This is a genomic window from Povalibacter uvarum (assembly GCF_014202975.1).
GTDB classification, from domain to species: Bacteria; Pseudomonadota; Gammaproteobacteria; order Steroidobacterales; family Steroidobacteraceae; genus Steroidobacter; species Steroidobacter uvarum.
In genome coordinates this window covers 691,550-714,398 of the sequence record NZ_JACHHZ010000001.1, presented here as the reverse complement: position 1 = coordinate 714,398, position 22,849 = coordinate 691,550, and the positions used below count along the sequence as shown (strand labels likewise).

At 63.2% G+C, this 22,849-nt stretch carries 21 protein-coding genes; 5 read left to right on the top strand and 16 right to left on the bottom strand.

Annotated elements, in window-relative coordinates; genetic code table 11:
* The 8 genes from rseP to rpsB all read right to left on the bottom strand — a co-directional run bounded on the left by rseP (position 1) and on the right by rpsB (position 7,624).
* The gene (gene rseP / locus HNQ60_RS02990) at positions 1-1,404 is read right to left on the bottom strand and encodes an RIP metalloprotease RseP (protein WP_184329522.1); all 1,404 of its coding nucleotides are present in this window, start codon (positions 1,402-1,404) and stop codon (positions 1-3) included.
* Complete coding sequence (gene ispC / locus HNQ60_RS02985; RefSeq protein WP_184329521.1) at positions 1,401-2,618, bottom strand: 1-deoxy-D-xylulose-5-phosphate reductoisomerase; 1,218 nt, start codon at positions 2,616-2,618, stop codon at positions 1,401-1,403. The genes rseP and ispC overlap by 4 nt, the downstream gene beginning before the upstream one ends.
* The gene (locus HNQ60_RS02980) at positions 2,615-3,409 is read right to left on the bottom strand and encodes a phosphatidate cytidylyltransferase (protein WP_184329520.1); all 795 of its coding nucleotides are present in this window, start codon (positions 3,407-3,409) and stop codon (positions 2,615-2,617) included. Before HNQ60_RS02980 ends, ispC begins: the two co-directional genes overlap by 4 nt.
* Positions 3,409-4,167, bottom strand: coding sequence for a polyprenyl diphosphate synthase (uppS, locus tag HNQ60_RS02975; RefSeq protein ID WP_184329519.1), 759 nt, complete (start codon positions 4,165-4,167; stop codon positions 3,409-3,411). Before uppS ends, HNQ60_RS02980 begins: the two co-directional genes overlap by 1 nt.
* 26 nt (positions 4,168-4,193) lie before the next feature.
* Positions 4,194-4,751, bottom strand: a complete 558-nt coding sequence (frr, locus tag HNQ60_RS02970; protein WP_184329518.1) for a ribosome recycling factor — start codon at positions 4,749-4,751, stop codon at positions 4,194-4,196.
* 96 nt (positions 4,752-4,847) lie between these two features.
* Entirely contained in the window at positions 4,848-5,606 is a 759-nt protein-coding gene (pyrH, locus tag HNQ60_RS02965; protein ID WP_184329517.1) for a UMP kinase, read from the bottom strand.
* 140 nt (positions 5,607-5,746) lie between these two features.
* A complete protein-coding gene (tsf, locus tag HNQ60_RS02960) occupies positions 5,747-6,655 on the bottom strand; it encodes a translation elongation factor Ts (protein WP_184329516.1) in 909 nt (302 codons plus the stop codon).
* A 3-nt stretch (positions 6,656-6,658) separates the two neighbouring features.
* On the bottom strand, positions 6,659-7,624 hold the full coding sequence (gene rpsB / locus HNQ60_RS02955) for a 30S ribosomal protein S2 (RefSeq protein ID WP_184329515.1): 966 nt from the start codon (positions 7,622-7,624) through the stop codon (positions 6,659-6,661).
* Between the two features lie 376 nt (positions 7,625-8,000).
* Here rpsB and map point away from each other — a divergent pair, with 376 nt between their 5' ends.
* The 4 genes from map (at position 8,001) to dapD (ending at position 13,607) form a co-directional block, all read left to right on the top strand.
* A complete protein-coding gene (gene map, locus HNQ60_RS02950; RefSeq protein WP_184329514.1) occupies positions 8,001-8,774 on the top strand; it encodes a type I methionyl aminopeptidase in 774 nt (257 codons plus the stop codon).
* Positions 8,775-8,789: 15 nt separating this feature from the next.
* Positions 8,790-11,486, top strand: a complete 2,697-nt coding sequence (gene glnD / locus HNQ60_RS02945) for a [protein-PII] uridylyltransferase (protein WP_184329513.1) — start codon at positions 8,790-8,792, stop codon at positions 11,484-11,486.
* A 64-nt stretch (positions 11,487-11,550) separates the two neighbouring features.
* On the top strand, positions 11,551-12,744 hold the full coding sequence (gene dapC / locus HNQ60_RS02940; RefSeq protein ID WP_184329512.1) for a succinyldiaminopimelate transaminase: 1,194 nt from the start codon (positions 11,551-11,553) through the stop codon (positions 12,742-12,744).
* A 47-nt stretch (positions 12,745-12,791) separates the two neighbouring features.
* The gene (dapD, locus tag HNQ60_RS02935) at positions 12,792-13,607 is read left to right on the top strand and encodes a 2,3,4,5-tetrahydropyridine-2,6-dicarboxylate N-succinyltransferase (protein ID WP_184329511.1); all 816 of its coding nucleotides are present in this window, start codon (positions 12,792-12,794) and stop codon (positions 13,605-13,607) included.
* Positions 13,608-13,625: 18 nt separating this feature from the next.
* Here the strand turns inward: dapD and phoU (HNQ60_RS02930) are convergent, their stop codons facing one another.
* The 5 genes from phoU (HNQ60_RS02930) to HNQ60_RS02910 all read right to left on the bottom strand — a co-directional run bounded on the left by phoU (HNQ60_RS02930) (position 13,626) and on the right by HNQ60_RS02910 (position 18,351).
* Positions 13,626-14,354, bottom strand: a complete 729-nt coding sequence (gene phoU / locus HNQ60_RS02930; protein ID WP_184329510.1) for a phosphate signaling complex protein PhoU — start codon at positions 14,352-14,354, stop codon at positions 13,626-13,628.
* An 8-nt stretch (positions 14,355-14,362) separates the two neighbouring features.
* Positions 14,363-15,157 (bottom strand): phosphate ABC transporter ATP-binding protein PstB, encoded by a 795-nt coding sequence (gene pstB, locus HNQ60_RS02925; RefSeq protein ID WP_407676431.1) that lies wholly within the window; start codon positions 15,155-15,157, stop codon positions 14,363-14,365.
* Between the two features lie 131 nt (positions 15,158-15,288).
* Positions 15,289-16,227, bottom strand: a complete 939-nt coding sequence (pstA, locus tag HNQ60_RS02920) for a phosphate ABC transporter permease PstA (protein ID WP_184329508.1) — start codon at positions 16,225-16,227, stop codon at positions 15,289-15,291.
* Positions 16,227-17,123, bottom strand: a complete 897-nt coding sequence (pstC, locus tag HNQ60_RS02915) for a phosphate ABC transporter permease subunit PstC (RefSeq protein ID WP_407676430.1) — start codon at positions 17,121-17,123, stop codon at positions 16,227-16,229. Before pstC ends, pstA begins: the two co-directional genes overlap by 1 nt.
* A 223-nt stretch (positions 17,124-17,346) precedes the next feature.
* The gene (locus tag HNQ60_RS02910; protein WP_221303984.1) at positions 17,347-18,351 is read right to left on the bottom strand and encodes a PstS family phosphate ABC transporter substrate-binding protein; all 1,005 of its coding nucleotides are present in this window, start codon (positions 18,349-18,351) and stop codon (positions 17,347-17,349) included.
* Positions 18,352-18,596: 245 nt separating this feature from the next.
* On the opposite strand from HNQ60_RS02910, the gene dapE reads away from it, so the two are divergent.
* Positions 18,597-19,757, top strand: coding sequence for a succinyl-diaminopimelate desuccinylase (gene dapE, locus HNQ60_RS02905; RefSeq protein WP_184329506.1), 1,161 nt, complete (start codon positions 18,597-18,599; stop codon positions 19,755-19,757).
* A gap of 97 nt (positions 19,758-19,854) precedes the next feature.
* Here the strand turns inward: dapE and HNQ60_RS02900 are convergent, their stop codons facing one another.
* The 3 genes from HNQ60_RS02900 to HNQ60_RS02890 all read right to left on the bottom strand — a co-directional run bounded on the left by HNQ60_RS02900 (position 19,855) and on the right by HNQ60_RS02890 (position 22,733).
* Positions 19,855-20,337 (bottom strand): disulfide bond formation protein B, encoded by a 483-nt coding sequence (locus tag HNQ60_RS02900; RefSeq protein WP_221303983.1) that lies wholly within the window; start codon positions 20,335-20,337, stop codon positions 19,855-19,857.
* A 120-nt stretch (positions 20,338-20,457) separates the two neighbouring features.
* Positions 20,458-21,201 carry a phosphate signaling complex protein PhoU gene (gene phoU, locus HNQ60_RS02895; protein ID WP_184329504.1) on the bottom strand — a complete coding sequence of 248 codons (744 nt, stop codon included), beginning with the start codon at positions 21,199-21,201 and terminating at the stop codon, positions 20,458-20,460.
* A 134-nt stretch (positions 21,202-21,335) separates the two neighbouring features.
* Positions 21,336-22,733, bottom strand: a complete 1,398-nt coding sequence (locus tag HNQ60_RS02890) for a putative porin (protein WP_246433428.1) — start codon at positions 22,731-22,733, stop codon at positions 21,336-21,338.
* Positions 22,734-22,849 lie beyond the last annotated feature (116 nt).

The window sequence follows — 22,849 nt, the reverse complement described above, 5'->3', positions numbered from 1 at the left end:
TCAGGGGGCCAGATGCCGCGCGATGTCGTTATAGAAGGCCAGCGACATCATGAGGATCAGCACGGCAATGCCGATCTGCTGGCCGAACAGTTGTGCACGCTCTGAGACCGGTTTTCCCTTCACCAGTTCCGCAAGCTGATAGACGACCTGCCCGCCGTCCAGGATCGGGATGGGCAGAAGGTTCAGGACACCGAGGCTGATGCTGATCAGCGCCAGCGTATTGAAAAATGTACGCCATCCCTGCCGCGCCGCGAAACCCGTTGTCTCGGCAATCGCGATGGGGCCGGAAATGTTCTTCAGGGAGACATCGCCCGTCACGATGCGACCGACGATCCGCAGCGTAAACAGCGAGGTATCCAGGGTTTTCGCGGCCGCTTCCCCGATCGCCGCGATCGGGCCGGATTTCTGAACGGTGCGCATGCGCTCCGTCATGGCCAGATCGGAGTCGGAAGGCTTGCCTGTCGACTTGATGCCGAGGCGTCCGACCGTCTTGCCGTCAACGATGTCGGCCCGCGGTGTCACCTGGAAATCCAGCCGCTCGGTGCCACGCTCGACGGTCACGGTGACCTGACGGTTGGCTGCCGGCGAAATCAGTTGCGACAGTTGCTGGAAATCGGACACCGGCTGTTGGTCCACGCCGACAATCCGGTCGCCCTTGGCCAGACCCGCCGCCTTGGCGACGCTGGTTTCGTCGAAATCGCCGATGAGGGTCTGCTCTTTCGCCCGCCAGAAGTCGAAACCCAGTCCGGGCAGCATCGTGTCCGCTTGCGTGAGCGCGCGACGGCGCTCACCGGTGTCCATGATTACGTCGCGCTCGGAGCCGTCGCGACCCTGCACGCGCATCGTGATCGTGCCGTCGTCGATGAGATCGTCAAGCGTCCCGATCAGGGCTGATTCGAGTGTGGCGACGGGTTTGCCGTCGACGGAAAGGATCGTGTCCTCGGACCTGAGTCCCGCGCGCGCGGCAATGGAGTCGGGAGTGACTTCACCGACGATCGGCTTCAACGTCGGCACGCCGGCGACGAAGAGAATCCAGTACATCAGCACGGCGAAAACGAGATTGAACGCCGGTCCGGCAAGGAGCACGGCAACGCGCTTCCATACCGGCGCGCGATTGAACGAACGATGCACCTCGCGCGGATCGACGTCGCCCTCGCGTTCATCGAGGAGCCTGACGTAGCCGCCGAGCGGAATCGCCGCGATGACATATTCGACGCGGTCTTCGCCGGCGACGCGCTGCCACAGCGGCTTGCCGAAGCCGATCGAGAAACGCAGCACCTTGATGCCGAGCTTCCGCGCCACCCAGAAATGTCCGAATTCGTGCACCGCGACGAGAATGCCGATCGCGACCACGAACGTGAGGATGGCGAGAAGGACCTCGCCCGGACTGTCAGTTGAAATCATGCGCACACTCCCGCGGCTACGCCGGCGGTCACACCCAGCCGGGTCTGCGTCTGCGCGCGCGCCCAGGCATCGGCCGTCATCACATCCTGCAGCGAGCTGACTGAACGCACGCTGTGCTGCGACAGGATCTGTTCGATGATTGCGGGGATTTCCACGAACGGCAGCTGGCCGGCCAGAAAAGCGCCGACAGCCACCTCATTGGCGGCGTTCAGCACTGCCGGAGCCGTACCCCCTGCTTCGGCAGCGCGCCGAGCGAGGCCCAGGCATGGAAACCGTTCCAGGTCAGGGGCTTCGAAATCGAGCCGCCCGACCCGCACAATATCCAGCAATTCTACACCGGAGGGAATGCGCTGCGGCCAGCCGAGTGCGTGGGCGATCGGTGTGCGCATGTCAGGGTTTCCCAGCTGCGCGAGCATCGAACCGTCGCAAAATTCCACCAGGGAATGGACGATGCTCTGCGGATGCACGACGACTTCCACCTGCGATGGCGGCAGGTCGAACAGCAGGCAGGCTTCGATGAGCTCGAGCCCCTTGTTCATCAGCGTTGCGGAATCCACGGAAATCTTGCGGCCCATCACCCAGCGGGGATGCGCACAGGCCTGATCGGCCGTGACCCCTCGCAATGCATCACGAGGCGTCCGCAGAAAGGGACCGCCGGATGCGGTGAGCAATACGCGCGTGACGCCTTCGCACCGGGTGCCCGTTCGTGCGCTGGAAGGCATGCATTGGAAAATCGCATTGTGCTCGCTGTCCACGGGCAGGAGCGTCGCACCGCCTTCGCGTACAGCCTGCATGAACAGTGGGCCCGACATGACGAGCGCTTCCTTGTTCGCGAGCAGAATCCGCTTGCCTGCCCGGGCTGCCGCAAGGCTCGAGCGCAGGCCCGCGGCACCGACGATGCCGGCCATGACAGTGTCGACATCCTCGTGTGCCGCGATCTCGCACAGCGCATCTTCACCACAGAGTACACGCGTCGCTACCCCCGCCTCCCGCAACTCGGCCTCGAGTTTGCTTGCTGCAGCCGGGGCAGAGACAGCCGCATAGGCGGGTCGATGGATTAAACATTGTTCACGCAGGCGCGCTGCGTTGACGTGGGCAGTCAGCGCGAAGACCGTGAACCGTTCGGGGTGGCGTGCTAGCACATCGAGCGTGCTGATCCCGATGCTGCCCGTCGAACCGAGCACGGCAACCCGCATCGGCCGTGCGCGCGTCATGACAGCCGCCCGAGCCATTCGAGCCCGAAGACGAACACGGGAGCGGCAGCAGTGACGCTGTCGACACGATCGAGCACACCGCCGTGCCCAGGCAGCAGGCTGCCGCTGTCCTTCAGACCGGCGTGCCGCTTGAACAGGCTTTCGGTGAGATCGCCCACGATGGATGCCACGACGACCACCAGACACAGCGCGAGGAACGGTCCAGGCGTGACGTCGAACCAGTAAACACCGACGCCGGCCATCAACGCCGACGCAGCAAGTCCGCCGAAAACGCCTTCCCACGTCTTTGCTGGGCTGACGCGGGGCGCAAGCTTGTGCTTGCCGAAGGCGCGACCCGCAAAGTATGCGCCCACGTCAGCCGCGACGACGACGAGGACCAGGAACAGGACGAGATGAGGATCCCTGCCATGCAACCGCACCAGCGCGAGCCACACCGGCAACAGAACCAGAAAGCCAGCGACTGCGGCAATCGCGCGATTCATGCGCATGGGCATGAAGGCGATCCACGCCAGCGCCGCCAGCCACCACAGCATCGCAACATCGATCACGACGTCGAGGCGAGGACTTTCAGGCATCGACGTCCACAGCGCAGCGATGCCGGCGGCCATGAGTCCCGCGTAGGCAATGCGTGCAGGCGCGGAGTTCCAACCGGGGAACGCAGCCCATTCCCACGCGCCCGCCACAACCAGCACGGCGAATACAGCCATCGTCACCGTGTGGGGCGTCCAGAGGATCACGAGCACCGCGAGCGGCGCAAGCAACAGGGCCGTGATGATGCGCTGCTTCAGCATCAGCGCAACTCGACCTGCGAAGACGTCAGCCCGAATCGGCGCTGCCGGCTGGCGAAATGTTCGAGAGCTGCACTGAGCTCGTCATCGCCAAAATCGGGCCAGAGCACATCGCAGAAATAGAGCTCGGTGTACGCGAGATTCCAGAGCAGGAAGTTGCTGATGCGATGCTCGCCGCCCGTGCGGATGAACAGATCCGGATCGGGAAGCCCGGCCAGCGCGACACCGCCGGAGATCGCAGCTTCATCGATGCTGTCGACGCTGCGCTCGCCGGCGAGACATTGCCGCGCAAGCGACTGTGCAGCCGCCGCGATGTCCCAGCGCCCGCCATACGCAATCGCGATCACGAGCGTCATGCGCGAATTCGCGGCGGTGAGCGCCTCCGCGGCATGCATCCGATCGCGCAGCGCCGTCGACAGTTGATCGAGCCGGCCTATGAACCGCAGCCGGATGCTGTTCTTGTGCAGGTCATCGACTTCGTTGTCGAGTGCTTCGAGGAAGCGGTTCATGAGCATCGACACTTCTTCGCGGGGACGCTGCCAGTTCTCGCTCGAGAACGCGAACAGCGTAAGCACTTCGATGCCGCGCTTTGCGCATCCTTCCACGGTCTGCTTGACCGCCTTCACACCCATGCGGTGACCCGCCGGGCGCGGCAGCGCGCGTTTGGACGCCCAGCGACCATTCCCATCCATGATGACTGCCACGTGGCGCGGCAGCACACCGGACGGCTTGGATTTCGAACTGGTCGCAGGCGGGGCCATGAACGGACGATCGCAGGCTGTGCAGGTCAGACCTGCATCAGTTCCTTTTCCTTGTCGGCCAGCACCTGGTCGATCTCGGCGACGTACTTGTCCGTGAGCTTCTGCACGTCGTCCTGCGCACGACGATCGTCGTCCTGCGACACGAGCTTTTCCTTGAGCGCGTCCTTGAGATCGGACATCACGTCACGGCGCACATTGCGCACGGCGACACGCGCGTTCTCGGCTTCATGACGCACGACCTTCGTCAGGTCGCGGCGACGCTCTTCGGTCAGCGGCGGCATCGGCACGCGGATCACGGTGCCCGCCGTGTTCGGCATGAGCCCGAGATCGGACTTCATGATGGCCTTCTCGATCACCTGCACCATGTTCTTTTCCCACGGGGTCACGGTGAGGGTCCGGGCATCTTCCTGTGCAACGTTCGCAACCTGGTTGAGCGGCACTTCGTTGCCGTAGTACTCGACCCGGATGTGCTCGAGCAGGCTCGGGTGCGCACGGCCGGTGCGCAGCTTCTTCAGTTCGTTCTTGAGGGCCAGCACGCATTTCGTCATGCGTTCGGCGGCGTCTTTCTTGAGATCGTTGATCATCGAGGTCTCCGGAATCGGTACGCGTGTGCGCGTAGGTTCGGAAGGTTAGCGCGAAGCGGCGTGCCTCTTCATCCCGGCACGCGACGGCCCACCAGGCTATGAATTCGTTACCAGCGTTCCCACATCTTCCCCGCGCACGATGCGCATCAGTTCACCGGGCTTGGTCATGTCGAACACCCTGAGCGGCAGGTTGTTGTCCCGGCACATGACGATCGCGGTCGCATCCATCACGTTCAGCCGATCCGTCAGGACCTTGTCGAACGTCAGGCGCTGGTAGCGCGTGGCGGCTGGATTCTTCATCGGATCGTCGGAGTAAATGCCGTTGACCTTCGTCGCCTTGAGCAGCAGGTCGGCATTGATCTCGATCGCACGCAGGCTGGCCGCGGTGTCCGTGGTGAAAAACGGGTTACCCGTTCCGGCGGCGAGAATCGTGACGCGACCCTTCTCGAGGTGGCGCACGGCACGACGACGGATGTATTCCTCGCAGACTTCGTTGATGCGGATCGCGGACATCACGCGGGCATGCATGCCAAGACCTTCGACCGCATCCTGCATTGCAAGCGAGTTCATGACCGTGGCGAGCATACCCATGTGGTCGCCCGTCACCCGATCCATACCCGATCTTGCCAGACCGGCGCCGCGGAAGATGTTGCCGCCGCCGATCACCACCGCAACCTGCAGCCCGAGACTCATGACTTCGCGGATCTCTACCGCGACGCGCTTGAGCACTTTCGGATCGATCCCGTAGTCCTCCTCCCCCATCAGCGCTTCGCCTGACAGTTTGAGGAGAATCCGGCGCAGGCCCTGGCCGGTGGGAAGCGTGGTCGTTGCTGTGGATTTGCTGGTTTCGGTCATAGTCCTGCCTGGAAGCCGGATGCTGAAGAGGGCCGGGGCCGATCCGGCGACGAGGATTTCGCGTCCGCCCTGGCGCCACTTCCGGCGCCCATTATAGAGAACCCCGCCGGGGCGGGGTTCTCTCAATCACGACCGATGAATCACTTCGCCGGTGGAGCCTTGGAATTCTCCACCTGCTTCCTGACTTCCTCGGCAAAGTCTTCCTGCTTCTTCTCGATGCCGGCGCCTACCTCGTAACGCACGAACGAGGCCACTTCCGCGCCCGCCTGCTTGAGGTATTGCTCGACGCTCTGCTTGTCGTCCTTCACGAACGGCTGGCCGAGCAGCGTGATCTCGCTCATCCACTTGCGGATCTTGCCTTCCACCGCCTTCGCGATGATCGCTTCCGGCTTGCCGGCGAGCTTCGGATCGGCCTTGGTCGTCTCCGTGTGGATTTCCTTTTCCTTGGCGACCAGGTCGGCCGGAATCTCGGCCGAAGACACGTGCGGCGGATTGATCGCGGCGACGTGCATCGCGATGTCCTTCGCCGTCGCCTCTTCGCCCTTCGTCAGGGAGACGAGTGCACCGATGCGCGATCCGTGCAGGTACGCACCAATGACGACAGGCGACTCGACGAGGTCGAAGCGACGCACGCTGATGTTCTCGCCGATCTTGGCGATCAGTGCGCGACGGACTTCATCGAGCGTCGAACCGCTCTCGGACTTGGCAGCCAGCAGCGCTTCGAGCGACGCGGGACGCTGGGCGAGCGCAGCCTTGGCAACGCTGGTGGCGAATCCCTTGAAGTCGTTCTCGCGGGCGACGAAGTCGGTTTCGCAATTCACTTCGACGATCGCGGCGCGCTTCGCATCGGCCGAGCGCTCGATGACGATCACGCCTTCGGCGGCAACGCGGGCAGCCTTCTTGTCGGCCTTCGCGAGGCCCGCCTTGCGCATCAGCTCCGCCGCGGCGTCCAGATCACCGTTGGTCTCGGTGAGTGCCTTCTTGCACTCCATCATCCCCGCGCCGGTGCGCTCGCGGAGCTGCTTCACTGCTTCAGCTGTAACGGCCATGAATCACTCCGCGGTCGGCGTAGCAGGCTTGCGCAGGGAAGCGCGACGGCTCGCCATCACATCGGCGGCGCTGGTGTCGGAATCGACGTCATCCAGGTCTGCAGCCGGTGCAGCCGGAATCTCGTCCGGCGACGGACGCTTGCGGGTAGCGGCCTTCTTCTTGACAGCTGCGGCCTTGCCACCGCCGCGACGTGCGGCCGGTGCAGCACCTGCCGCAGCCTTCGGCTTCGGCTTGCCTTCCGCATCGAGCTCGACGAACTCGTCTTCGCCAGCCGGCACTTCGGGGGCCGACGACCGGCCTTCGATCACTGCGTCGGCAATGCCCGCGCCGTAGAGCTGGATGGCGCGCATGGCGTCATCGTTGCCCGGGATGACGAAATCGACGTCGTCCGGCGCGCAATTCGTGTCGACGACCGCGACGACCGGGATACCCAGCTTCTTGGCTTCGTGGATCGCAATGCGCTCATGACCGACGTCGATCACGAACAGGACGTCCGGGAGGGACTCCATGTCCTTGATGCCGCCGAGGCTGCGCTCGAGCTTCTCGCGCTCGCGGCGCAGGCCCTGCGCTTCGCGCTTGCTGTGCTGTTCGAGGGTGCCGTTCGCAGCCGATTCATCGAGCGACGTGAGGCGCTTGATCGACTGACGGACGGTCTTGAAGTTGGTGAGCATGCCGCCGAGCCAGCGATGGCTGACGTAAGGCATGCCGCAACGGGCAGCTTCGGTCTTGATGGCTTCGCGGGCCGAGCGCTTGGTGCCGACGAAGAGCACCTTGCCGCCGTCGGCGACAACCTGGCGGATGAAGGTCGCCGCCTCGTTGTACATGGGCAGCGTCTTCTCGAGATTGATGATATGGATTCGGTTACGTTCGCCGAAGATGAACTGAGCCATCTTGGGGTTCCAGAAGCGGGTCTGGTGTCCGAAATGGACGCCCGCTTCCAGCATCTGTCGCATGGACATGCCGGACATAGCAAACTCCTAAAGGGGTTGAGCCTCCACTGGTCCCATACGGCGACCTGAAGAATCCGTTCAGGGACGAGCCCTGTGCGGTTTTCCCAGGCACCCCGCCGCACGTGACGGCCAGTGTGAGAGATGGTTAAGGACGATTCGTTGCCAAAAAAGCGCGCGCTTTATACCATAAACTCAATGATCAGCCACAAGTTTTTTCCCGGAAAGTAACCGGCTCCGGCCCGGTGAATTCCTGATCCCGGACTTCGATCCGGGGCTTCCATCCGGCGTCCCGACCCTCATACTGCCGCCTGACGCGGCCTGCCGCCCCGGCGGCCGGCCGATCGTGGCCGGGACTGCCGGTTTCCCCTAATCCGTAACTGAATCTGACCCCGACATGCAGGTGACCATCAAAACCCCCGCCGAACAGGAAGGCATGCGCGAGGCCGGGCGGCTGGCAGCCGACGTTCTCGACATGATCGCCCCGCACGTCGTTGCGGGCGCCACCACGGACGAGATCAACGACCGCTGCCACGAATACATCGTGAATGTGCAGCGCGCCATCCCTGCCCCGCTCAATTACCGGGGGTTCCCGAAATCGGTCTGCACGTCCGTCAACCATGTCGTCTGCCACGGCATCCCGGGCGATCGCCGTCTCAAGCAGGGCGACATCATCAACATCGACGTCACCGTCATCAAAGACGGCTGGCACGGCGACACGAGCCGGATGTTCGCCGTCGGCAAAGTGGCGCCCGCCGCGCAAAGACTCATGGACGTCACCCATCAGGCCATGTGGACCGGCATCCGGCAGATCCGTCCCGGAGCCCGCATCGGTGACATCGGTTCGGCCATCCAGACGATGATCGATCCGCTGCACCTCTCGATCGTGCGCGAATATTGCGGACATGGGATCGGCCGAATATTTCACGAAGATCCGCAGGTGTTGCATTATCGGCAGCGCGAACCGGGGCTGGAGCTGGCGCCGGGCATGACTTTCACGGTCGAGCCCATGATCAACGCCGGCAAACGGGACGTGAAGCTGCTCGCCGATGGCTGGACGGTCGTCACCAAGGACCACTCGCTGTCGGCTCAGTGGGAGCACACCGTCCTCGTAACAGAATCCGGATATGAAGTGCTTACGCTCTGCGCGGCAGAGCGCTCGAGCCAATAACGACCGAACGACCTCATGCCCGTTGTCACGCCCGAAGATCTCGAAGAACTGTCGACGACCGTCAGCGATCCGCCGTGGGACTATCTGAACAGTCTGCAGCAGACGCTGGCCGCTGCGCAGAGTGGTCAGGACATCGCAGCGTTCCGCTCCGCGCTGACCGAGGGCGACAATCGCCTCAAGCAGCGCTTCCTGGACGACGAACCGGTCGAACGCCTGGTGCGCGACCGCGCCCGGCTCGTCGACATGCTGCTGAAGACCGCCTGGGCCCAGCATGTCGGCGCACGCGATGTCGCATTGATCTCCGTGGGCGGCTACGGCCGAGGCGAGCTGAACCTGTGCTCCGACATCGACATCATGATTCTGCTGCCGAAGAGCGAATCGATGCCCTGGCAGGCGAATCTCGAACGCTTCCTCACGTTCATGTGGGACATCGGCCTCGAGGTCGGTCACAGCGTCCGGACGATCGACGACTGTCAGCGCGAAGCCGCTGCCGACGTAAGCGTCGCCACGACGATGATCGAAGCGCGCCTGCTCACCGGTCCGGAACAGCTGTTCGACGCGATGCGACGCGCACTCGCACCAGAACGTGTGTGGCCGACGCGTGATTTTTTCGAAGCGAAGGTCGCGGAACAGACGGCGCGTCATCATCGCTATCACGATACTGCCTACAACCTCGAACCGAACGTCAAATCGAGTCCGGGGGGTCTGCGCGACATCCAGACGATCGGCTGGGTCGCCAAGCGCCATTTCAATGCCGACTCGCTCGATGAGCTGGTGGATCACGGCTTCCTGACGCGGAGCGAGCTGCGCAAGCTGAAGACCGCGCAGTCATTCCTGTGGAAAGTCCGGTTCGCGCTGCACGTACTGACGAACCGTCGCGAAGATCGCCTGCTGTTCGATCACCAGATCAAGCTCGCGAAGATGTTCGGCTACGAAGACGCGACGTACACGCTCGCGGTCGAACAGTTCATGCAGCGGTACTACCGCACGGCGATGGACGTCAGCCTGCTGAACGAAATGCTGCTGCAGCTTTTTCGCGAAGCCATCCTGTCCGATGCGCACCTGCCCCCCGTGCCGGTCAATCCGCGCTTCCAGATCCGCAACGACTACGTCGAAGTCACGAACGAGGATGTCTTCGATCGCTACCCGTCGGCGCTGCTCGAACTGTTCGTGGTCATCGAACAGCACCCGCAGATCCGCGGCGTACGGGCGTCGACCATCCGCCAGGTCACACGTCATCTGTGGCTGATCGACGAAGAGTTCCGCCAGCACCCGCGCAACCATCGCCTGTTCTTCGAGATCCTGAGCGCACCGGTGGGCGTAACTCATGAGCTGCGGCGGATGAACCTGTACGGTGTGCTTGGCCGCTACATTCCTGCGTTCGGTCGAATCGTCGGGCGAATGCAGTACGACCTGTTCCATGCGTACACGGTCGATGCACACACCCTGTTCGTGGTCAGCAACCTGCGTCGACTGGCGATGCCGAAGTACGACCACGAATTCCCCGCCCTGTCGCGGATCATGCAGTCGCTGCCGAAGCCGGAGCTGGCCTATCTCGCGGCAATCTTCCACGACATCGCCAAGGGACGCGGCGGCGATCACTCCGAGCTCGGTTCAGTGGACGCCGAGGCGTTCTGTCTCGAGCAAGGGCTGTCGCGCTACGACGCGCGACTCGTCGCGTGGCTCGTTCGCAATCACCTCATTCTGTCCGTCACCGCACAGAAGAAGGACATCAGCGATCCGAAGGTCCTGCACGAGTTCGCCAAGCACGTCGGCGACCAGACCCACCTCGATTATCTCTATGTGCTGACCGTCTCCGACGTGCGCGGCACCAATCCGAAGCTGTGGAACAACTGGAAAGCGTCGCTCTTCTCCGAGTTCTACGAGCGGACGAAGCAGGCACTGCGCCGCGGACTGGAAAGCCCGATCGATCAGGACGAGCTGATCGCGGAAACGCAGGCGAAGGCACGCGAGCTTCTCACCCGCGCAGGCGTTGCCGGAACGAAGGTCGATGAAGTGTGGCAGCGTTTCACGGACGCCTACTTCCTGCGGCACATGCCCGAAGAGATTGCCTGGCACACGCAACTGCTGTGCGAGGTCAAACTCGACGAGCGCTCATCGATCGTGTCAGTGCAACAGCAGTCTGGTCGCGGCGGTACCGGCATCTCGACCTACACGCCGCAAACACAGCACAGCTTCGCGCGCACCACCGCCCTTCTGGACCAGCTGGGCCTGAACATCGTCGACGCACGCATCACGCCGACAGCCGATGGCTTCAGCGTCGACGTCTACCACGTTCTCGAAGACACGGGCGCCGAGCTCACCGACCTCGGCCGCATCCGCGATATCGAGCAGCAACTCGCCCACGAACTGTCGAAGCCCGATGACTCCCGCGTGGCCACTGTGACGCGACGCGCACCCCGCCAGGTGCGGATGTTCACGACGGCAACGCAGATCACCTTCGTCGACGACCCGGTCAACCAGCGCACCATCGTCGAACTCATCGCCGGCGACCGCCCCGGCCTGCTGTCACAGGTTGCCAAGGTGTTCATGAACGAACGCGTCGAGATCTACACCTCGAAGATCATGACCGTCGGCGAGCGCGCCGAAGACGTGTTCTACGTCACCGGCGAAAAAGGCAGCCGCCTTGACGCCGCCGCGCGCGAAAGACTTGCAGCACGTCTCAGTGAATCGCTGGACCGCAGAGAATGAGAAGGTCGCTCTCTCTTCCGACTTCCGCTAACCGCCAACCGCTAACCGCCAACCGCTTCTCTCTATGAATCCTTCGCTGGCGCGGCTCCAGCCGTACCCCTTCGAGCGCTTGCGCGCTTTGCTGGCTGGCGCTCAGCCTCCCGCGAACCTTTCACCGATCGCGATGTACATCGGCGAGCCGCGTCACACGCCGCCGTCGTTCATCCTGGAAGCCATTACCGCGAATCTGTCGACGCTCGGCGCCTATCCGCTCACGCTGGGCGTGCAACCGCTGCGTCAGGCGATCGCAGACTGGCTGACGCGGCGCTTCCGCCTGCCACCGAATGCAGTCGATCCGGAAACGATGGTTCTCCCGGTGAACGGCACGCGCGAAGCATTGTTCGCTGCCGCTCAGGCCATCACGGATCGCAGCGCCCAGCCGCTGATGGTGATGCCGAATCCGTTCTATCAGATCTACGAAGGCGCAGCGTTGCTGGCGGGCGCCGAGCCGTGGTTCATGGGCAACGACAAGCAGCACACCGACCTGCCCGATCTCGACGGCGTGCCGCCTGAAGTCTGGAATCGTTGCCAGCTGCTGTTCCTCTGCTCGCCCGGCAACCCGACCGGCGCGGTTGCGAGCATCGACTATCTCAAGCGTGCGCTGGAGCTCGCGGATCGCTACGACTTCATCGTCGCCTCGGATGAGTGCTACAGCGAGATTTACCTGGACGAATCCAATCCGCCGCCCGGATTGCTGCAAGCGGCTCTGGCCGCTGGCCACAGCCGGTTCGAGCGCTGCCTGATCTTCCACAGCCTGTCGAAACGCTCCAGCGTTCCGGGCTTGCGGTCCGGCTTCGTTGCGGGCGATCCGGCCGTGATCAAACCCTTCCTTCTCTACCGCACCTACCACGGCTGCGCGATGCCCGTTCATACACAACTCGCCAGCATCCCGGCGTGGAACGACGATCAGCACGTCATCGAGAACCGATCGCTCTATCGGCAGAAGTTCGCGAAGGTGCTGCCGATCCTGAGGTCGGTGATGGAAGTCGAAGCGCCGGACGCCAGCTTCTATCTCTGGCCCAAAGTGAAGGACGACGAGCGGTTTACGCGCGGACTGTTCGAAACGCAGAACGTCACGGTCCTTCCCGGCAGCTACATCGCCCGCGAATCGAACGGCGTCAATCCCGGACGCGGCCGCGTCCGGATATCGCTGGTGGCCAACGTGCCGGAGTGCGAAGAGGCGGCGCAGCGCATTCGCGCCTTCGTCGCGAACGGGTAGACTCCCGTCATCACCGCATTACTTCATCACCCATCACGTCCTCACCCATGTCCACCCTCGCCTCCCTGATCGATGCCGCCTTCGAACAGCGCACCCAGTTCTCGCCGGGCAACCATCCGGCCGACGTCCGCAATGCGGTCGAAGAAGCGATCACCCTGCTCGACAGCGGCAAGGCGCGGGTCGCGGAGAAACGCGACGGGGCCTGGCACGTCAATCAGTGGCTGAAGAAGGCGGTGCTGCTCTCGTTCCGTCTCAACGACAACCGCGTGATCGACGCGGGCTTCACGAAGTTCTTCGACAAGGTCCCGCTCAAGCACGCGGGCTATGACGAGGCGCGCTTCCGCAGCGAAGGCGTTCGTGTCGTACCGCATGCGGTCGTGCGACGCGGCGCATTCGTTGCGCCCAACGCGATCCTGATGCCGTCCTATGTGAACATCGGCGCCTACGTCGGCGAAGGGACGATGGTCGACACCTGGGCTACCGTCGGCTCGTGTGCCCAGGTCGGACGCAACGTTCACCTGTCAGGGGGTGCGGGACTCGGCGGCGTTCTGGAACCCGTGCAGGCGAACCCGACGATCATCGAAGACAACTGCTTCATCGGCGCACGCTCGGAAATCGTCGAGGGTGTCATCGTCGAGGAAGGCGCGGTGATCTCGATGGGTGTGTTCATCGGCGCCAGCACGCCGATCTACGATCGCGAACGCGACGAAGTGACTTACGGCCGTGTGCCCGCGGGCGCCGTCGTGGTCTCGGGCTCCCTGCCCCGCAACAACAAGTACAACCTTTACTGCGCGGTGATCGTCAAACGCGTCGATGCGCAGACACGCGCGAAGGTCAGCATCAACGAACTGTTGAGAGAGTGACCAGGCAAGAGACCCGGATCACTTGATCGCCGGATCGCCCTGCTTCTGGTGCCTCACGTCTTCGCCGCTCGCGACGAAGAGCACTTGCTCGGCAATGTTCTTGGCGTGATCGCCGACTCGCTCGAGTCCCTTGAGCGCAAACACGGTATCGATAGTGGCGCTGAAGAAGCGCTGGTCCTGCATCGCCAGCGTCAGAAGCTGGCGCAGGGCAGCAGCAAACTCGGCATCCAGTTCGGAATCGCGACCTGCTACGCCACGCGCGAGATCGGGATCTGATTCGTCGAGAGCCCGGACAGCCTCCCGCAGCATTCCAGTCGTCAGATCGGCCATGTGCCGCAGGTAACGCGCGACGGCGCGCACCGGACCTGTCGGTTCACCTGAGGCCAGGCGGCCTGCAAACCGGGCGATCTTCTTCGCCTCGTCGCCTACCCGCTCCAGCTCCACGGTGATTCGCGAAACTGCCTTGGCCATGCGCAGGTCACTGGCCATCGGCTGATGAAGGGCGATCAGACGGAACGCTTCGCGATCGACGCTGCGTTCGAACTCGTTGATCCGGGATTCGCGCGAGAGCACGACCTGCGCGAGAGAAGCATCGCCATCCAGCAATGCCCGAACGGCCGTCGAGACCTGGTCGATCGCGAGACCGCCCATCGTCACGACGTGCAGCCGCAACTCGGCAAGTGCGACGTCGAATACCTTGGCGGTATGGCCTTCGGTGGGATCGGTGGGCGGCGCGATGGAAGGCATCACGCCTCTTAACCGTATCGTCCCGTGATGTAGTCTTCCGTCGCCTTCTTGCTCGGGTTCGTGAAGATCTTCGCCGCTTCGTCGAACTCGATCAGCTCGCCGAGATACATGAAGGCGGTGTAGTCGGATACGCGTGCGGCCTGCTGCATGTTGTGCGTCACGATCAGCACCGTCACCTGGTCGCGCAGCGTCGAGATCAGTTCCTCGATCTTCGCGGTCGCAATCGGATCCAGCGCCGAGGTCGGCTCGTCGAACAGCAGGATTTCAGGCGTCGTTGCGAGTGCGCGAGCGATGCACAGACGCTGCATCTGGCCGCCCGACAGTGCCAACGCGGAGTCCTGCAGGCGATCCTTCACTTCATCCCACAGCGCGGCGCCGCGCAGCGCCTTCTCAACTTCTTCGCCAAGCGTCGCCCGATTACGAACACCGCGCAGGCGCAGACCGTAGGCAACGTTCTCGAAGATCGACTTCGGGAACGGATTCGGCTTCTGGAACACCATGCCGATGCGCATGCGCACTTCGATGGGGTCGACGCCGGAACCGACGAGGTTCAGGTTGTCCGGGTGCAGCGTGATGCTGCCTTCATAGCGTGTGTCCGGCTGCAGGTCGTGCATGCGATTGAAGCAGCGCAGGAACGTGCTCTTGCCGCAGCCCGACGGACCGATGAGCGCAGTCACCTGCTTGTCGGCAATCGGAATGGTCAGGTTCTTCAGCGCGCGATGCTGGCCGTAGTAGAAATTCAGGTTATCGACGGCGGCCTTTACGTTGAGCGTGCGCACCTTGCGCGTATCGTCCACGGTGATGGAGATTCGCGGCGTACCGGACTGCCGTGACGAAGCGTCATTCTGCAAAGGACTCTCCTGACGCGCCCTCGCTGGGGCGTTCGAGGTGTTGGCTGATTCGGTCGTAACTTCCATCGCAATCACCCTTCACCTTACCAATTGATCTTCTTGCGGAAGCGATAGCGGATCCAGATGGCCATGCCGTTCATCAGCAACGTCATGCCCAGCAGGATGGCGCCGGCGGCGGCCGCATTGGACTGGAACGCCTGATCCGGTCGCGAGACCCAGTTGAACATCTGGATCGGCATGACGGTGAACGGATCGTTGAGCCAGGCGAACGAAATGAACGGGAACTCGCCCTTGAACGGCGATTCCGGCAGGAAGGCGATGAAGCTCAGCGCGCCGATGGTGATGATCGGCGCGGTTTCGCCGATCGCCCGCGACAGGCCGAGGATCATGCCGGTGAGCACGCCGCCAGTGGAATACGGCAGCACGTGATCCTTCGTCACTTCCCAGCGCGTTGCGCCGAGGCCGTAAGCGGCTTCGCGAATCGCGTTCGGCACGGAGCGAATGGCTTCGCGTGTGGCGACGATGACGATCGGCAGAATGAGCAGCGCGAGCGTGAGACCGGCGGCAGCGATGCTCTGCCCGAGATCGAACTGATACACGAACAAACCGAGCGCCAGCAGGCCGTAGACGATCGAGGGGACGCCCGCCAGATTCGTTACGTTGATCTCGATGACCGCGGTGAACCAGTTCTTCGGCGCGTATTCCTCGAGATAGATCGCCGCCGCGACGCCGACCGGAACCGCGCACACGGCGGTCACCGTCATGACGAGCGTGGTACCGACCCACGCGGCGAGAATGCCCGCGCGCGCCGCATTACGAGACGCGAAGTTCGTGAAGAAATCCCAGCTGAATCGCGGCGCACCGTCGCGCACCAGGTCGATGAACAGGATCGCGAGGATTGCCAGACACGCCAGCATCACGATCAGGCCGATGATGACGAAAACCTTGTCCATCATCTTGCGGCGGATCAACCCCGCGCGCAGCGCCTCGAAATTCCGGTAAGGGGCAACGTTGGCGCTCATCAGTAAGCCTCACGGAAACGGCGCGTCAGCGAGAAGCCGATGACGTTGAAGATGAGCGTAATCAGCATCAGCACGAGGCCGGCCGCGAAAATGCTCTGGTATCCGATACTGCCGTGGGGCAAGTCGCCCAGGCTGACCTGCACGATGTAGGCCGTGATCGTCGCCGCCGGCTCGCGTGGATCGAACGTCAGGTTGGGCTGCATGCCCGCCGCGATGGCGACGACCATCGTTTCGCCCACCGCGCGTGAGATCCCGAGAATGAACGCTGCGGCGAGCCCGGAGAACGCACCGGGGACGACGACGCGAAGCGCCGTCTGCAGCCGGGTCGCTCCCATCGCGTATGAGCCTTCGCGCATGTAGCGCGGCACCGCACGCATCGCATCTTCGCTGACCGAGCTGACGTACGGGACGATCATCAATCCGATGACCAGGCCGGCGCTCAGCATGTTGAAGCCCGGCAGGTCGGGCATGAAGATCTGCAGGAAGGGCGTGACCATCGTCAGTGCGAAGTAGCCGTAGACGACGGTCGGCACCGCGCCCAGCAGTTCGAGGATGGGCTTGACGGTCTCTCGCACCTTGTGGGGCGCGAACTCGCTCAGGTAGATCGCAATGGTCGTGCCGAGCGGTACGGCCACCAGCAGCGCCACGATCGTCGTGGTCAGCGTGCCGGCGACCAGGGGAAGAATGCCGTAGTGGGCATCCGCGAACAGCGGCGTCCACATCGTGTCGGTCAGAAAGTCCTTGAGCGGTACATGCTCGAAGAACGCGCTCGATTCATAGAGCAGGATCGCCACGATCGCGAGCGTCGTGAAAACAGCGACGAGGCCCGCCGCCAGCAGAAAGACTTCGACGATCCGGTCACGCACCTTGCGATAGCGCAAGGCATTCTGCGACAGACCCGGTCTGGAAATGCTCTGATTCAATGTAGCGAACCTTTCAAGTCGGGTGCCTGTCCGCCGCCGATCGCACCCTCTGCCCGGTGGCCGGCGCCGGGGGCGAACTTTACTGATTCACTCGCCGACATGCGACCGTTGACACCACGGACGGCTGGCGGGTACCGGGGCGCCCGGCCGGGACGACCCGGCTTTCGAGCTCCCGGCACCCGCCAGCCCGTTTCTGTTACAGCTTGCCTTCGCGGGCCAGCAGGTTCTCGATCGTCACGCCGACTTCCGGAACGCCGCCGAATACCGTGCCGAGTTTCTTGTCCGTGAAGTGCTTGAGCGCGAGCTTGTAAGCCTGGTCGGGCAGCGGGACATAGCCCACTTCCTTGACCAGCGCCGCGCCGTCCGTGAGGTAGAACTTGATGAAGTCCTGGATCTCGGCGCGCTGAGCAGCCGAATCACGCACGTAGATGAAGAGCGGGCGTGACAGGGGCTCGTAGCTGCCGTCGATGACCGCTTCGATGCTCGGGCTGACAGCCTGGCCCTTGCTGTTGATGATCGGCACCGCGCGCAGGCGATCCTTGTGCGCGATGTAGTACGCGTAGCCGAAGTAGCCGAGCGCGCTCTTGTTGTTCTCGACGCCCTGGACGAGAACGTTGTCGTCTTCGCTCGCCGTGAAGTCGCCGCGGCTGGCCTTGGCCTTGCCGTTCACTGCTTCAGTGAAATAGTCGAATGTGCCCGAATCCGCGCCAGGCCCGAAGAGCATCAGGCGATCGCCGGGGAATTCGCCACGAACCTGCTTCCAGGAGGAAATGCGGCCCTGGGCGCCCGGCTCCCACATCTTCTTGAGATCGGCGACCGTCAGCGACTTGACGTAGCTGTTCGCCGGATTGACCACCACCGTCAGCGCATCGAAGGCCACGGGAATTTCGAGGTACTTCACGCCAGCAGCGCGGCACGCATCCATTTCTTCCTTCAGAATCGGGCGTGACGCATTGGAGATGTCCGTCTCGCCGCGGCAGAATCGCTTGAAGCCGCCGCCCGTGCCCGCGATACCAACCGTCACACGCACCTTGCCGCGCTTGGCGATCTGGAATTCTTCCGCGACCGCTTCAGCAATGGGGAACACTGTGCTCGAGCCGTCGATCTTGATGACGCTCTGCGCCTGCACTGCATGCGGCGCGGCCATCACGGCCAAGCCGCTGAGAACCATCGGCGCGGTGAATTTGTGCCACAACTTCATGGATTTGAGCCCTCTTGTAGACGGTGACCGTGCTGCCGCGAGTCCGGCGAAATGAACGGCACTGGCCAACCTTGGGCGGCGAGTCTGACGAGCTTGCGTGACAGTCGTGTTACAGGCCAGATGACAGCGCGGCAATCTGCAACAGGGCCGTAACACTGCAGTCGCGACGAGACACCTTGCCCGCTTTGGCCCCGTTAGCTATAAGTCCGCGCCGCTTTCTCACCCCGGAACCCGCGAATCCCCCAATGACCAGCCAGACCCGTTCCGCCGCGCCCTCCGCTGCCATCGAACTGACTCAGGAGCTGATCCGGCGGCCGTCGGTCAGTCCGGAGGACCAGGGGTGCCTGCAGATCATCTCGGCGCGCCTGGAAGCCCTCGGCTTCAAGGTCGAGCGGCTGACCTACGGTCCGGTGGAGAACATCTGGGCCCGGCACGGCAGCTCGGGACCGGTCCTGTGCTTCGCCGGGCATACCGACGTCGTCCCGACGGGGCCCCGGGAGGAATGGCAGACGGACCCGTTCGAGCCCGTCATCAAGGACGGCGTGCTCTATGGCCGCGGCGCCGCGGATATGAAGAGCGGCCTCGCCGCGATGATCGTGGCCACGGAGAACTTCATTGTCCGCCACCCGGACCATGACGGGACCCTGGCCTTCCTGCTGACGAGCGACGAGGAAGGCCCGTCGATCGACGGCACCCGCCGCGTGATGGAGGTGCTGGAGGCCCGCAGCGAGAAGATCGACTGGTGCGTGGTCGGCGAACCCACGAGCACTGAAGCCCTCGGCGACATGATCAAGATCGGACGGCGCGGCTCGCTCTCCGGCAAGCTGACGGTCCATGGCATCCAGGGCCACGTCGCCTACCCGCATCTTGCCGACAACCCCGTGCACTCGGTGGCCCCTGCTCTCGCTGAGCTGGCTGCACGCATCTGGGACAAGGGCAACGAGTTCTTTCAGCCGACGACTTTCCAGATCTCCAACATCAATGCCGGCACGGGCGCCCCGAACGTCATTCCCGGGGAGCTGAAGGCGCGATTCAACATCCGTTTCTCGACGGAACAGACCGTCGAGAAGATGCAGCAGACGATCACGGCGATCCTGGATCGCCACAAGGTCAACTACACGCTGGAATGGTTCGTCTCGGGTCTGCCGTTCTTCACGGCGCCAGGCACGCTGTCGACGGCTGTTCAGGCCGCGGTGAAGGAAAAGACCGGCCGCACTCCCGAAATGTCGACGACGGGCGGCACGTCGGACGGACGCTTCATCGCGCCCACCGGCGCGGAGGTCGTAGAGCTGGGCGTGATCAATGCCACGATCCACAAGGTGAACGAGAACGTGAGAATCGCGGACGTGGACACGCTGACCGCGACGTACGAGCGCGTTATGGAGTTGTTGCTGGCGAAGAAGTGATCGGCTGACGACGCAGGGCCTGCGTCCTGTTTGTGGGTCCGGCTAAAGCCGGGCCCACAGCCCATGAGGCGTCGCGGGAATTCCTGCCGTCCTCAGCTCACTTCCCTCTGAGATTCGCGAGCGTTCCCCACGCCCCCAGCCCGACCAGACTGATCAGCACCCACCAGGGCATCGTGAGCCCCAGGAAGCGCCAGTCGATCTTGCCGCACTCACCCGACCCGGTGAGGACCTTCGTGATGACGTCCGTCGCGGGCATGATTTCGAACAGGTAGTCGAGACTCGCGCCACAAGCGGCCACGGAACCCGCGGGCTGGGCCTGGATCCAGATGTGTCGCATGGCGATCAGCGCGCCGCCGATGACGGCGACCCACAGTACCGCCAGATACCAGCGACTTCCCTTGTTCCCAGGATTGTGAATCGCGGCGATGAGAAAAATCACCCCGACTGTGATGACGGCAACGCGCTGGAAGATACACAGGGGACAGGGTTCGAGTCCGAGAACATGCTGCGCGTAGAGCGCGTAGCCCATGAGCGCGGCGCACAGCAGAAACCCGATGAGATTGCCGAGACGGCGGGACACAGGGAGGGCGATCATCCCTGAAGTTTACAGGGACAGTGAACGCCGGGAAGCCCGCCGGACGAACGGAAGAAAAAGACGGATGACCGGAGAAGTCGCGCCTGACCGGCGACCGGCGAGCGCTCAGTGCCCTTCCGGCGCGGCCTTCTGCGACTTCGACTGCACGTGCTTCTCGACGTCTTCCAGTGACAGATGACGGATGTCCTTGCCGTACACCATATAGACCACGTACTCGCAAACGTTCTTCGCATGATCGCCGATGCGCTCCAGCGCACGCGCGACCCACAGGACGTCGAGCGCGCGGCGGATCGTTCGCGGATCTTCCATCATGAAAGTGATGCACTGGCGCTGGATCGCTTCGTATTCCTCGTCGACCAGTCGGTCCTTTTTTGCGATGGCGACCGCTCCTTCCGCGTCGAGGCGCGCAAAGGCATCGAGGGCTTCGTGAACCATGTCGCCGACGATGCGGCCGAGATGCTTCAGCTCGCGATAGCGATCGGCGGGCCGTTCGACGGCCGCCAGACGCGATCCGATGTAGCCGATCTTCTCGGCTTCATCACCGATACGTTCCAGATCGGTGATGGTCTTGATGACCGCCACGATCAATCGCAGGTCCGAAGCGGCGGGACTGCGCGTGGCCAGGATGCGGCTGCAGTCGTCGTCGATGGCCACTTCCATCGCGTTGACCTTCACATCACCGCGTGCCACCTGTTCGCCGAGGCGGCTGTCGCCCTCGACGAGGGCTTCGACCGCAAGCTTCAGCTGCTCCTCGACCAACCCGCCCATCTGCAGCACGTTGGTACGCACACGCTCGAGATCGTCGTTGTAGCGACTGAGAATATGGTGCGAGAGGTCTGACTTTTCCATGACACAACCGGTTGGAGACGATGCTGGCTGTATACCCGTCGGACGTTGCTCCCGCAAGCACCGGCCGATGATCGCCGGACGTCCGTCGGCGACCGGAGATCGCTCTCCGAGCGTCGACGGCTGTCGCGGATCGATCAGAACTTCATGTTGAAGTCGAGCTGCAGACGATCGTAGTCGGTCTTGGTGCCATAGACCGCGTTGACCGGAACGTCCACGAACCGGCTGTTGATGAAGTACGTCGCGTTCAGCGAGGTGTTGCGAACCGGCGCCCAGCCGGCGCGGATGACCCAGCCTTCCGTGTCGGTCGTGCCGTCACCGAAGTCCGAATCGATCACCTGGCCGAACAGCGCATCCTTCTCGACGACCTGGTAGCCGAAGCCCGCTTCCCAGGTGCGATAGTTGCTGGCCTTGCCCAGCAGCACGCCCGCGCCCCACGCAGTGTTCAGATCATCCGGATCTTCGTTCTGGGCATAGTTCGCCCAGACCTGCAGCGGCAACGTGCCGACCTGCGTGTTGAACTCCGCGAGACCTTCGATGATGTTGTAGTCGTATGCCAGCCCGCTGAACGGGCCCGTAAGCGTATTGCCGTTGGCGTTGTTGTTGTAGAACGGACGCTGTCCCTGACCGTTCTTCAGGTCGGAGTAGCCGACCGCTGCCACCAGCGTCGATGAGCCGATCGGGAAGCGCGCACCGATCTGTGCACCCAGCGTATAGACGTCCTTGCTGCAGGTACGACCTGCTTCAGCAATACAGTTGGTGAGCGTCGTCGTGGCAGGCGTCGAGCTGCTGGTGGAAGAACGAGCTGCGTTGTTGCGCTCGTCGACCAGGAAACCGAAAGCGCTGCCGAAGAACATGCCGCGATTGAACTGCATCGCGAGGCCTTCGGGATTCACGTCGCCGTCGTAGAAGAGGCTCTGGCCGGGACGCAGGAACGGATACTTCATCTTGCCGCCGATCAGGTTGCCCCAGGTCGCGAACTTCCAGTCGAAGTAAGCGAGGTCGAAGCCGATCGCCTTGCGCGAGCTCGCGCCGCCGAGCGTCTGGTTCGATGAACGCGGGTCATCACCGCCGGTCGCGACCTGCAGGCCGACGAGCAGCGTATCCGTGATCTTCGCATCGAAGCCGAGTCGGGCGCGGATGCGGTGGCGCGACTGTTCCGTTTCATTCACACCCTGCAAGCCGCTCACGACACCCTGGCGGGTGGGATCTTCGATCCATTCATAGCGATAGCGCAGGTCGCCCTTCGCGGTGATGCGGCCGGCCCAGTCCGCGCCCTTCACCTTGCCTGCATCGGAAGCCAGCGTCGCGGCGTCCTTGCGCAGTCCCTTCGTTTCAGCTTTCAGATAGTCGTCCTGGGCCTTGAGATTCTCGTTCTCGGCCTTGAGCTCGGTGTTCTCCTGTTCGAGCTTGTCGACTCGCTGCATCAATCCCTGCAGCTGTTCACGAATCTGAGCCAGGTCGTCGGCGCTGGCCGCCATCGCACCTGCCGGACCGATCGACAGGACCGCCGCCACCGCAGACGCAATCAGCATGTTCTTCACTTGAGTGACTCCTCATGTCAGTAGATCGATGGAGTCGCGCAAGCTGTTCGGATCCGAACCGGATCATGCGCGCCGCATCGGGACGGGCGCTTTTATACGACCGGTTT